This window comes from Macrococcus capreoli, assembly GCF_025628935.1.
In the GTDB taxonomy this organism is placed as follows: Bacteria; Bacillota; Bacilli; order Staphylococcales; family Staphylococcaceae; genus Macrococcoides; species Macrococcoides capreoli.
The window spans coordinates 65,283-78,392 of record NZ_JAOTIS010000011.1 but is presented as its reverse complement, the minus strand read 5'-3'; the positions used below and the strand labels follow the sequence as shown (position 1 = coordinate 78,392).

Sequence of the window (13,110 nt, the reverse complement as noted above, 5' to 3'; positions counted from 1 at the left end):
GCATCATTTGTGGTAACTTTCCCCCCTAATTATCCTAAACGCTCTATAGACTTGCTCAAGCAGGATTACCTTCATCATTTGATGCGGGAAGGTCATTTTGCTGAATGATAAGGCGAAGTTTGAGCGGGTCAAGACACTTTGATGTAGCCCGTTTGATCCACCGATTATAAATGTCAGGTCGCTTTTACCTGTATTCATCTTCTGCTCAATGTTCTTTGATAACTCCACTGAATCGAGTTGCTTCCCTAAGATCTCTAACGTATACACAAAGCTATCGTCTTTTACACGTGCGAGTATTCTTTGCGCTTCTTTTTCTTTTGCAATCTCAATATCTTTCTCACTCATATTATCAAAGTCTTTCTCATCCGCTACTTCAATAAGTTCTATTTTAGAATACGCTCCGAGCCTTTTCACATACTCATCGACAGCTAGCTTCCAGTACTTTTCTTTCAATTTACCCACAGTTATTATCGTTATTTTCATTTTTATTCATTTCCTTTACAAAGTTATCCTACTTATCCACAAGTTAATCACATATACACATTTCACAACCCTATTATAATCATATTTTCATCATTTTCAATAGGAATTGTAACATTTTACTCTGTATAAAAATAAAAAAGATGCCCTTTTTACCGGACATCTTTATACATTGTGTATAAATCAACAGTTATCCACAAAGTTATCCCTAGTTATACACAAAATTACGTGAATAACCCGACTTATCCACTGTTAATAACTAATTCATTCGAATTTAATTATTAATTTACGATTTTCTAATAATAATTCATATATTTTATCTATATCTCATATATTTTCGTCGCTACAGCCTTATCCGTATCATGAATCTGCACTTCATTCACTGTATCAATATCATGCTTATTCAATATTTGCTCCACACTCATTCTCGCTAAATCTTTCATATTATTATCCTGCGATAAATGTGATAGATAAATACGTTTCGTACTGCCAGTAATCACATCGCGCATCGCATATGCCGCATCTTCATTCGAAACGTGCCCCATATCACTTAATATACGTTGTTTCGTACTCCACGGATAACGTCCCATTCTTAACATATCAACATCATGGTTACTTTCAAATACGAAACAGTCCGATCCATGTATCATCCCTTTCATACGATCTGACACGTATCCTGTATCAGTAATAACTGTTAACTTCTTATAGTTATTATTGAAGATATAGAACTGTGGATCAACGGCATCGTGCGACACATTAAATGATTCCACATCCATTCCTGCAAGCGTCTTTGTCTCATATGGATTAAAGATAAACTTTTGTTCATTTGGTATCTTACTATCTGCGCGTTCAATGCGTTCCCACGTCTTTTCATTTGCATAAATCGGCAACTGATATTTTCTCGCTAACACACCTAACCCTTTAATATGATCAATATGTTCGTGTGTTACCAATATGCCGTTCAAATTTTCTATTTTACGGTCGATTTGCTCAAACAAACCTTCCATTTTCTTTCCCGTAAGCCCCGCATCTACTAGCAGTGATCCTTTCTCACTCTCTACATAGACTGCGTTTCCTGTACTTCCACTCGCCAGTACGGACATTTTAATCATATTATCACTCACTTAATTACAAAATTGGTTGCTCTGGATTCACAGCATCAACATAAAACGTGATAGAAGTACCGTCTGCCTTCTGTACTGCGACTTGCCATGTTGGTTTCAGCACCTGGCCTCGTGTTTCACGTACGATTGAATAATAACCCAATCTCACACTCGTCACTTTATCTCCGCGCTCTAAAGCTGTCTGATAGTACAATACTTCTATCGCTTCCTTAGCCGGAATTACTTTTTTCTTTTCATTGTTTTTACCTAAACCTTCCTGAATATCTTTCAAGTAAGTTTGTTTATATGTCGTTACTTCGTTGTTCGCATTATAACTAAATGCGAGCTGTGCTTTATCATTATTTAATATTGGATATTCACCGTACACTTGATCAAAGTAAAGGATACGTTCTTTTCGGTCAATACCACTTAATGTGTATTCTTTTCCGCGATCAACTTGTGTCACAATATATTTCTTTAATCCTTTAATAATTGCATTTTCATCGATGCGGTCCAGCTTAATCTTCGGCTTAACTTCTACTGTCGTCATTGTTTTTAAACTTTCACTTTTCTTATCGAAATCTGCTGACGTTTCAGTAAATCCTGCGCTTTTAGCAGACATAATATTCATATAAACGTTCTTTGCAGATGGAAGTTTCGGTAACGTAATACCTTCTTTCGCAAAATCAATACGTTCTGATTTCGTGTCTTCAACAATATTTGCACGCTGTACTTTCTCATGATAAATAAAACCTAGCGCAATATTAATGATTAAGAATACAAAGATAAATAACGATGTGGCATGTTTCCAATCCATTATTTCAGCCTCCCATTATCGTATTCTTTCCATTCATCATTATATTTCACAAACCACGCTGGTCTAAATGACAACATCGATTGAATGGTTTCTTCGTCAGAGCGCTCCATACTGTATCCGACCATCATATTTGTAACACGTTCAAACTGGTATTGCTTATTCGACGCCAAAGCAAATCTCACTTCTTCGGCAGAAGGTAAGTTATTAATTTTTTGCTTAGAAGGGACTGCCACACTCGTTGTATATAAGCCACGTTTATATTCATACACATCTTTATCTCCCCAGATGATATCTATTTCAGATAAATTGTGTGTGTTAAATACAGGATGGCCTTTAAAGAACATTTGATAATTAATCGATTTATCGGCTGACTTTATTCCAAAATAACGATAATCATCCGTAAATCCATGATGCTCACTAACAAAGTTAAACGAATTGATTAAATTGTTCATCGGATTGGGTTTCCCATGATCTACTTCAGATAAGTTATTAAATTTATATAACTCATTATTACTCATCTTAACAATACCCGTATTCGAGTTATACGTTTTTGACAGATTGTTATCTGAACGTTCGATAATACTATTCTTATCACCTAACACAACTTTGTTAATGTCATCTACGTTAATATTATCTGCTAAATAACTATAGGCTTGTGTATGCGCGGGTTTTTCAGGGACATATATACTTGTAAGTTCATCCGTTGTTTTTTCATTCGTAATAATCCCTGTATAAGCGCTCATCTGCTTACGTGACTTACTTACTAATTCGTTAAATGCTTTACTTGACCCATTCGTTTCAATTTCAACAATTTGATGCGATGATGTCATCATATATAACAATATATTTGATTTAGAGCCACTATCGATAAAGATACGATGGAATGTAGCATTCGTGTCACCTTTAACGACATTGTTCAATATATCCGTTTGATACATCATGACTGGCAACTCACCCGCATAATCGAGCATTACGAAGTTATTTCTCACCATTTTTGATAGTACGTTGTACCCTTGTTTACTGCTCGTAATTTCAGTTGCCTTTAAATTTGAAATACGTTTAATATACTCTAAAAGTACATCTTTATCAGATGTACCATAAATATTGTCATCCGAATACGAAATAATTTGATATGGTAAAAACACGCTATTAATGTTATCCAGGTTTTTTGGACTTAATGCTGTATTCGTCTTTGTAATAGACGTTTCGATGTTGGCAAGGTTCGGTTTAAAGTTCCAGATTTTATATGTTAGTACGATACTCGACATTACGAGTGCAAAAAGAATAACACCTTTAATAATGCCTTTAAACATCCCAGTCACCATCGTCTAATACTTCACATGGAAGTGTAATATAAACTGATGTGCCAAATCCTTCTTTACTATTTGCCCAAATACGTCCATTATGCGCTTCTATTATTTCTTTACTAATCGCAAGTCCTAAACCTGTCCCACCCATTTTTCGTGTTCTTGCTTTATCCACGCGGAAGAAACGATCAAAGATTTTATCTACTTTGTTAAGAGGAATACCAATCCCGTTATCTTTAATCTGTATCGTCATTCGATTGAATAACGTGTTTTGTTTCACGTGGAATTCAACTTTTTTCTTACCTTTTGAATATTTTAAAGCGTTCGTAATCACATTATCAAATACTTGCGTCATCTTATCCGGATCAATTTCTACAAAGATACCCGTTTTCGGAATATCACGAATAAACGTCGCATTTTTTCCTTCTGACATTTCAAAGCGATTAATAATCTTATGAATAAACATGTTGAAATCAATTAATTCTTTATTTAAATGATCATCCGTATTATCCATCTTCGACAATTGTAATAAATCATTTACTAATCGAATCATACGGTCTGTCTCTTCACGCGTGACACTTAAGAACTGTGGTGCAAGATTCTCATCCTGCCATGCACCTTCTTCAAGTGCTTCAATATAACTACGCATCGACGTTAAAGGTGTACGTAATTCATGCGATACGTTCGCAACGAACTCACGGCGCTCATTCTCAACATGATGTTGTTCTGTAACATCATGTAATACCGCAATATATCCTGTAATAAATCCTGTGTCTTGTATAATCGTAGAAAATGATGCTCTCACAATTAATTGTTCTTTTTCATTTAAATCAATGATAATACCACCTGCGATATCTTGCAGTTCATCCAATGAATAATGTTCTTCAATATTTAATATGTCCAGAACATGTCGTCCTTCTACTTGATCTTTATTCATATCCAGCATTTTTAATGCCATTTCATTCACAATACGCACACGACCACGTCTATCTGTTGCAATAACGCCATCAGACATGTGCGTAATGACCGAGTCTAATCGACGTTTCTCACTTTCCGTATTCGCTTGAGCTTCCTGTACACGCTTCGATAAATTGTTAAACGTTAATGCTAATTCACCAATTTCATCATTACCGTATACTTTAACACGATTCGTATAATTCCCTTTAGACATTTCAAGCGCCTGATTACGCATATCAGAAATCGGCTTCGTAATAGTACGCGCAATAAAGAAACCTAAAATAATCGTGATTAATAACGACAAACCTGTACCAATAATGAAAATACTATTAATCTTCATTAATTGCGCATACACAGGCTCAATCGACTCTTCCACATGGATAACACCTAATATTTTATTATTATCTTTTATCGGGAAATTTTTAACCCATACACGAACTTTACCACCTGGATCATCACGTAATTTCACACGATCATTTGTTTTACCTAAAGAAAGTGACGTTTTAATTTGGCTATCATTGATTTTCTGATTAATACTTTCACGATTTGAATCATTGCTCGTAGCTAGTATCACTTCATTATCGTCTACATAGCGAATCGTATCTATTTCAGTACGCAATGCATACTCATCCACTATTTTTTGAATTTCACGCTGCACTTTATTCGGTGTTTTTTTATTTTCTTTATATATATTTCGTATATCGTAGTTGATTGATTTAATTTGTTGATTAATATTCGTCTCGAAATTTTTTGTTAATTCTTTTTCCAGGTTATTCGTGAAGTATAACCCAATAATTTGCATCCCGATAATAATCAGTAATACATAAATCACAACTAATTTAATGTGTAATGATTGTAGTTTTTTATATAACGTCTTCATGTGCAACTACTCCTGAGTTTGTAAGAAGTATCCTACCCCTCGGCGAGTTACGATATATTCAGGATGACTTGCATCATCTTCAATTTTTTCACGTAAACGACGAATCGTAACGTCAACTGTACGTACATCACCAAAGTAGTCATAGCCCCATACCGTTTGAAGTAAATGCTCACGCGTCATTACTTGACCAATATGCTTCGCTAAATAATGGAATAGTTCAAACTCTCGATGCGTCAATTCAATATCAACGCCACGTTTCTTAATTGAATACGCTTCTGGATATACGATAATATCTTTTATTGTAATGTCAGTTGACTCTTCTTTTTCCTCTGTCTGTGCTTGAGTATAATGGCGGCGTAAATTTGCTTTTACACGCGCAATTAACTCACGTGTTGAGAATGGCTTCGTTACATAATCATCCGCACCAAGTTCTAAACCTAACACTTTATCAATTTCTGAATCTTTAGCTGTCAGCATAATAATCGGCATATCATATTTTTTACGCACTTCACGACAAACTTCCATACCATCGCGACCCGGTAACATAATATCAAGTAATACAATATCAGGCTGTACTTCATATATCAGATTGACTGCATCATCACCATCATACGCAACATGCACGTCATAACCTTCTTTTTTTAAGTTAAATTCTAATATATCAGCAATCGGTTTTTCATCATCAACAACAACGATTTTTCTCGACATCTTAATCCCTCTTCTCTGGTAAAATTCAATAGTATCCTACTCTATAATTTACCACTGTTTCATACTTTTTTCTATAACGTCGTCTGAAACGCGTGGACGCATAAAAAAAGAAGCTAGACAAATGTCTAACTTCTTTTCTATTTAAAGCGGTCCCGACGGGAATCGAACCCGCGATCTCCTGCGTGACAGGCAGGCATGTTAACCGCTACACCACGGGACCTTGCTTATTTAAAATGGTGACCCCTACGGGATTCGAACCCGTGTTACCGCCGTGAAAGGGCGGTGTCTTAACCGCTTGACCAAGGGGCCATTAATTAATAGCACAAGATTGATTATAGCATGTAGAAAATAAATTTATCAAGCATTATTTTTAAAAAACTTTAAAATTTTTAGTATAATTATTATATAAGCATCAATATTTATTCAAAGAAAGGAGCATGTTATGTCGAATTCGATTGAACAAGTGACAAAACAACATAAAAAGTTACCATTGAAAGAAAAGATTAAACGTTTTTGTTTCATAACTTTAGGCGCCATCTTAATGGCTGTCTCACTAGAACTCTTTCTAGTACCCAACAGTTTACTTGATGGTGGTATCGTTGGTATTTCTATCATGGCTTCCCATTTACTTAAATTACCTCTCGGTGTGTTTATCTTTATTTTAAACATTCCATTCTTTTACCTCGGATATAAACAAATCGGTAAAACTTTCGCCATATCAACACTTTATGCCATTACAATCTTATCAATCAGCACGGCATTGTTACATCCCGTACCTCCTTTTGCAAACGAAAAATTTCTAGTGACTATTTTTGGAGGCGTTATTTTAGGTTTAGGTGTCGGACTTGTTATACGATATGGTGGTTCATTAGATGGTTCTGAAATATTAGCCATTCTTATCAGTAATAAATCTCCATTCTCTGTAGGTGAAATCGTAATGGTCATTAACTTCTTTATCTACGTTGCTGCAGGTTTCGTATTCAACTGGGAGTCAGCAATGTACTCTGTTATCGCCTATTTCATTGCATTTAAGACGATAGATATTGTACAGCAAGGACTTGATGAGTCTAAATCAGTATGGATTATTAGCGATCAACATGAAGAAATTGGCGATGCCATTAATGCACGTTTAGGTCGTGGCGTCACTTATTTATCTGGTGAAGGCGCTTATACTGGTGATGATAAAAAGGTTATTTTCTGTGTCATCACACGTTTAGAAGAATTCAAACTAAAAGATATTGTAAATCATTATGATGAAAGTGCTTTTGTCGCAATTGGGAACGTCTCAGAAGTCAAAGGTGGTCGCTTTAAGAAACGCGACATTCATTAATTTTGCATATAAAAACAGCAATAAAGTCATCTATAGTATAGATTGCGTTATTGCTGTTTTTATATCTTTACTTATTTACTTGTATCCCATAAATCTTCTAAAAGGTTCGTTTGTGTTCTATCTGGTCCTACTGAGAAGATAGAAATCTTTACGTTACATAATTCAGAAATACGCTCTAAATAACGACGTGCGTTATCAGGTAATTCTTCTAACGTTTTGCAAGATGTAACGTCTTCTGTCCATCCTGGTAATTCTTCAAATACTGGTTTACAACGATTTAACGCATTTAAGTTCGCTGGATATTCCGTGATGATTTCGCCATCTAACTCATATGCAGTACAAATCTTAACTGTTTCTAAACCTGTTAATACGTCAATTGAGTTAATTGATAAATCTGTAATACCACTTGCACGACGAGAATGACGTAATACAACAGAGTCGAACCAGCCGACACGACGTGGACGTCCTGTTGTCGTACCATATTCACGGCCAACTTCACGGATATGATGTCCATCTTCATCAAATAATTCAGTTGGGAATGGACCATCTCCAACACGAGAAGTATATGCTTTACATACCCCTACTACTTTATCAACGAAAGTTGGTCCAACACCTGTACCTACTGTTACGTTACCTGCAATGGGGTTACTAGATGTAACGAATGGATATGTTCCATGATCAATATCCAGCATAACACCTTGTGCACCTTCGAATAATACTTTTTCTTTTGCGATAAATGCATCATCTAATACTTTCGCTGTATCCACTGTATATTGTTTTAAACGTTGACCTGCTGCAAAGTATGGCTCAAAGATTTCATCGAAAGTAAATCCTTCAGCATTAAACATTTTTTCAAATAATTCATTTTTAGCATTTAAGTTTTCTGTTAACTTCGCTCTAAATGTTTCTTCATCTAATAAATCAGCCATACGAATACCGATACGTTGTACTTTATCTACGTAAGCTGGACCGATACCTTTTTTCGTCGTACCGATTTTGTTATCGCCACGCTTTTCTTCTTCTAACTCATCTTGTTTTAAATGATATGGTAAGATGACTTGCGCACGATTTGAAATACGTAAGTTATCTGTTGAAATACCTCTTTCATTTAATCCATCTAACTCTTTTAATAAAGCAACCGGATCTACAACAACACCATTACCGATTACTGATAATTTATCTGAATAGAAAATTCCTGATGGTACTAAGTGTAATTTATACGTTTCTCCACCGAATTTAATTGTATGTCCTGCGTTATTACCACCTGAAAAACGAGCAATCACATTCGCTTGTTCTGCTAAAAAGTCTGTGATCTTACCTTTACCTTCGTCTCCCCATTGCGTCCCAACAACTACGATTGATGACATAAGTGCACCTCCAAATTTTCTTAACTAACCTTAGCCATTCTATCAATTTAAAGATAAAAAATCAACCAAAATCCGAACATTAATAAATATACAATATTATATGCTTTTAAATAAGGATTTATAAGTTTATTCATGTGCAAGTGTATAAAAACTTTTATTTTGTAACTTATTATTTAATAATTCGTGATATATATTCAAAAAAATATTCAACAAACTAAAAAATTATTCCATACATTCCTATAATACGCGCATCACTTTCACATAAAAACACGTACTTTATTTTAAATACAAAAAATAAAGTACGTGTTTTTATTAAACCATATTTGCATGTACATAATCAATATCTGTAAATTTGTTATATTGCTTTAAGAAGTGAAGCTTTACAGTACCCGTCGGGCCATTACGCTGTTTCGCAATAATAATTTCGATTTCACCATTTTCATCTTGTGCACCTGCGTCTATTTCTGCATCATCTCCATCTTCCCCTTGACCACGGTTATAGTAGTCATCACGGTAAAGGAATGCCACAATATCTGCGTCCTGCTCAATCGATCCAGATTCACGAATATCACTCATCATCGGACGTTTATCTTGTCGTTGTTCTACTCCACGAGATAATTGTGATAATGCGATAACAGGGCACTTTAATTCACGTGCTAGTGCCTTTAACATACGTGAGATTTCAGATACTTCTTGTTGGCGATTCTCACTTGAACGTCCTCCAGAACCTTGTATTAATTGAAGATAATCAATTAATATCATATCTAAACCATGCTCTTGATGCAGTCGTCGACATTTTGAACGAATATCTGTAATTCTAATCCCTGGTGTATCATCAATATAAATATTTGTTCGAGATAATTTACCAACTGCTACAGTAAATCGATTCCAGTCTTCACTATCCATTTGACCCGTACGGAGCTTATTCGAATCAACATTTCCCGTACTACAAATCATACGCGTCGCTAATTGATCGGCCCCCATCTCAAGACTAAATATTGCAACCGTATATGGTGTATCATTCGTAGCAACTTGTGTTGCTATATTTAAGGCAAATGCCGTCTTACCTACAGATGGACGGGCTGCAATAATAATTAAATCATTGCGGTTAAATCCAGCCGTCATTTGATCTAAATCTCTATATCCAGTTGGTATACCTGGTGTTTGGCCTTTATTATTATCCAGCTCTTCTGCGTTATTAAATACTTCCGTTAACACATCTTTAATTTCTTTAAAACCATCCGCACCACGGTTCGTTGAAACTTCCATAATACGCTTTTCAGCATCTGATAATAATGTTTCTAAATCAAGCGATTCATTATAACCATCTTCAACAATACTATCTGCAACATGGATTAATCGTCGTTTAATCGCATCACGATAAACGATATCTACATAAAAATCAACGTTTCTTGCAGTAGGTACTTTCTCCGACAGTTCAATTAAATACATTTCACCGCCACTTGCCTCGAGCGTACCATCTTGTGTCATTTGATTCATGACCGTAATAATATCGACAACATCATTACGCTCTGATAATGTGAGCATTGCCTGGAATATGTTTTGATGGCTTTGTCTATAAAAATGTAGCGGCAATAATGTTTCAAGTACAGAAGATAATACTTCATTATCAATAAAGATAGCACCTAATACAGATTGCTCCGCTATTAAATTAAAGGGTAGTTTCTTACCTTCAAGATAATCTGACATATTATCCTCCTCGAATACTATTATTCTGTAGTTACATGTACTTTTAAAGTGCCTGTTACTTTGTTGTGTAACTTAACTGGCACGTTCGTATAACCTAAGCTACGAATACCATCATGTAAATCCATTTTTCTTTTATCTAATTTAATACCGTGTTGTTTATTTAATGCTTCTGCAACTTGTTTAGAATTTACTGAACCGAATAAACGACCACCTTCTCCAGATTTCGCAGTAACTTTCACTTCTAAAGCTTCTAATTTTACTTTTAAGTTTTCCGCTTCTTCTAATTCATGTTGCTTATCTAATTCAACACGTTTCTTTTGAGCTTCTAATTGCTTTAAGTTACCTGGTGTTGCTTCAACAGCATATTTATTTTTTAATAAGAAATTGTTCGCATAACCTACAGGTACTTCTTTAACTTCACCTTTTTTACCTTTACCTTTAACATCTTGTGTAAATATTACTTTCATTATTGTTCGTCTCCTTCTTCTTGTGCTTGTATTGTTTGTTGTAAATATTGTATCGCTTCATCGATCGTCATGTTCTCAAGCTGTGTAGCAGCATTCGATAAGTGACCGCCACCACCCATGCTTTCCATAACGAGTTGAACATTAATTTCCCCTAATGATCGGGCAGAAATGCCAATCACATTCTCTTTTCTCTCTGCTACTACAAATGATGCTTCGACACCTTCGATACCAAGTAGTTCATCTGCTGCCTGGGCTACAATTACTGGATGAACAACTTCTCCAACCGGTCCATGCGCAATAGCAATACCATTATCCGACAGTTGGACTGTACGTATAATCTCAGAGCGTTTAATATACGTTTCAATATCATCCTTTAAGAAATGTTGACAAAGAATCGTATCTGCACCGTGGTTCCTTAAGAAACTCGCCGCATCAAATGTACGAGAACCTGTTCTCAATGTAAAGTTACGCGTATCCACAATAATACCCGCAAGCATTACTGTCGCTTCTAAACGCGTCAACTTATGCTCAGTTGGTTGATATTCTAATAACTCTGTCACTAACTCTGCTGTTGAACTTGCATATTGTTCCATGTATACGAGTAATGGGCTTTCAATAAATGATTCTCCACGTCGATGATGGTCAATGACAACTTTTCGGTATGCTTTATTTAATATACTTTCATCAATCACCATTTCCGGTTTATGCGTATCCACTATCACTAAAGTCGTCTTCTTCGTCATCATATTCCATGCTTCTTCAGATGAAATAAAGATTTCGTCTAATTCAGGCTTCTCAGCAATTTCAGCCATGACGCGTGACAGTGTATCATCTACATCATGATTATTTAAGATAATATTGGCCTTTAAATTATTCATTTTAGCGAAACGTGCAACACCAATGGCAGCACCAATAGCATCCATATCCGGTCGTTTATGTCCCATAATAATGACGTTATCGCCTTCAATTAAAATATCGCGTAATGCATGAGAGATAACACGCGCACGTACGCGTGTACGTTTTTCCATTGGATCTGTCTTTCCACCATAAAAACGTACATTACCATTCATATTTTTAATGGCCACCTGGTCACCACCGCGGCCTAGCGCTAAATCTAAACTTGACTGTGCTAGCGTCCCTAAATCCAATAAGTTTTCGCTACCCTCACCTATACCAATACTTAATGTAATATGTGTCTTGATTTCACGACTTTTATCTCGGATATTATCTAACAAATTAAATTTCGTTTCTTCAATTTGATGTAATATCTTCTGGTTAAAAAACATCATATATTGATCAGATTGATAACGTTTAATGTAAACATTATTTTCTTCAGCCCATTTGTTGATTTCTGTAGACATCATACTATTAATCTTTGTACGTTGTGCATCCGCCATATTTTGTGTAATTTCATCAAAGTTATCTAAGAATAATATACCGATGATTGGCTTACTTTCTTCATAGAGTGCCTCTGTTTCGATTTTATCCGTAATATCAAAGAAATACAGAATATTATTCGCATCCGCATAGTTCACTTTAAACTTATAGTGCTCAAATACAGCAGTCGTTTCTTTAATACTCGTATTCTTAAACTGATTTAACAAATTTGGGAATACATCATGAATTGATTCAGATATTAGCGGCACGGTGATTTTATCGTTAATAAAATGGTTATGCCATTCAATATGTTCATTCTCATCTAATAATATGACACCAATTGGTAATTCACTAATTGCATAGCGTTTTCCACGATCAATCGACGTTGAAAGGTTTGCAATATATGTTTCATTCTGTCTAATGCCATGTCTCAAATAGAAAAGACTGACGCATGTAATGACCATTAGTATGCCGAACGTCACTAATGCTGTCATCGGGTGAACCGTATACAGTATCCCAGTAACAATAAATGCAGCGATACACATAACAATAAATGGCATAACTAATGTTTGCTTATTGTACTTCCTATTCATTGTGACACCTCATT

11 protein-coding genes and 2 tRNA genes are annotated in these 13,110 nt (G+C 35.3%); 1 reads left to right on the top strand and 12 read right to left on the bottom strand.

What is annotated here, in order from left to right; genetic code table 11:
- Positions 1 to 3: 3 nt before the first annotated feature.
- From rlmH to OCL94_RS09355, 8 genes are all read right to left on the bottom strand, one after another.
- The gene (rlmH, locus tag OCL94_RS09390; protein ID WP_262996662.1) at positions 4 to 483 is read right to left on the bottom strand and encodes a 23S rRNA (pseudouridine(1915)-N(3))-methyltransferase RlmH; all 480 of its coding nucleotides are present in this window, start codon (positions 481 to 483) and stop codon (positions 4 to 6) included.
- A gap of 317 nt (positions 484 to 800) precedes the next feature.
- Positions 801 to 1,592: an MBL fold metallo-hydrolase gene (locus OCL94_RS09385; protein WP_262996661.1), complete on the bottom strand. Its 792-nt coding sequence runs from the start codon at positions 1,590 to 1,592 to the stop codon at positions 801 to 803.
- Positions 1,593 to 1,608: 16 nt separating this feature from the next.
- Positions 1,609 to 2,400 carry a two-component system regulatory protein YycI gene (locus OCL94_RS09380; protein ID WP_262996660.1) on the bottom strand — a complete coding sequence of 264 codons (792 nt, stop codon included), beginning with the start codon at positions 2,398 to 2,400 and terminating at the stop codon, positions 1,609 to 1,611.
- On the bottom strand, positions 2,400 to 3,725 hold the full coding sequence (locus tag OCL94_RS09375) for a YycH family regulatory protein (protein ID WP_262996659.1): 1,326 nt from the start codon (positions 3,723 to 3,725) through the stop codon (positions 2,400 to 2,402). Before OCL94_RS09375 ends, OCL94_RS09380 begins: the two co-directional genes overlap by 1 nt.
- Positions 3,706 to 5,544 carry a cell wall metabolism sensor histidine kinase WalK gene (walK, locus tag OCL94_RS09370; protein WP_262996658.1) on the bottom strand — a complete coding sequence of 613 codons (1,839 nt, stop codon included), beginning with the start codon at positions 5,542 to 5,544 and terminating at the stop codon, positions 3,706 to 3,708. The genes OCL94_RS09375 and walK overlap by 20 nt, the downstream gene beginning before the upstream one ends.
- A gap of 6 nt (positions 5,545 to 5,550) precedes the next feature.
- Complete coding sequence (yycF, locus tag OCL94_RS09365; protein ID WP_262996657.1) at positions 5,551 to 6,252, bottom strand: response regulator YycF; 702 nt, start codon at positions 6,250 to 6,252, stop codon at positions 5,551 to 5,553.
- A 147-nt stretch (positions 6,253 to 6,399) separates the two neighbouring features.
- Positions 6,400 to 6,472: transfer RNA gene (locus OCL94_RS09360), tRNA-Asp, on the bottom strand.
- Between the two features lie 14 nt (positions 6,473 to 6,486).
- Positions 6,487 to 6,561: transfer RNA gene (locus OCL94_RS09355), tRNA-Glu, on the bottom strand.
- A 133-nt stretch (positions 6,562 to 6,694) separates the two neighbouring features.
- Here OCL94_RS09355 and OCL94_RS09350 point away from each other — a divergent pair.
- Entirely contained in the window at positions 6,695 to 7,582 is an 888-nt protein-coding gene (locus OCL94_RS09350) for a YitT family protein (protein ID WP_262996656.1), read from the top strand.
- Positions 7,583 to 7,653: 71 nt separating this feature from the next.
- On the opposite strand, the gene OCL94_RS09345 is transcribed toward OCL94_RS09350, so the two are convergent.
- The 4 genes from OCL94_RS09345 to OCL94_RS09330 form a co-directional block, all read right to left on the bottom strand.
- Positions 7,654 to 8,949, bottom strand: coding sequence for an adenylosuccinate synthase (locus OCL94_RS09345; protein ID WP_262996655.1), 1,296 nt, complete (start codon positions 8,947 to 8,949; stop codon positions 7,654 to 7,656).
- Positions 8,950 to 9,261: 312 nt separating this feature from the next.
- Positions 9,262 to 10,659, bottom strand: a complete 1,398-nt coding sequence (dnaB, locus tag OCL94_RS09340; protein WP_262996654.1) for a replicative DNA helicase — start codon at positions 10,657 to 10,659, stop codon at positions 9,262 to 9,264.
- A 20-nt stretch (positions 10,660 to 10,679) separates the two neighbouring features.
- Positions 10,680 to 11,126: a 50S ribosomal protein L9 gene (rplI, locus tag OCL94_RS09335; protein WP_262996653.1), complete on the bottom strand. Its 447-nt coding sequence runs from the start codon at positions 11,124 to 11,126 to the stop codon at positions 10,680 to 10,682.
- The gene (locus OCL94_RS09330) at positions 11,126 to 13,096 is read right to left on the bottom strand and encodes a DHH family phosphoesterase (protein WP_262996652.1); all 1,971 of its coding nucleotides are present in this window, start codon (positions 13,094 to 13,096) and stop codon (positions 11,126 to 11,128) included. The genes rplI and OCL94_RS09330 overlap by 1 nt, the downstream gene beginning before the upstream one ends.
- Positions 13,097 to 13,110: the final 14 nt, after the last annotated feature.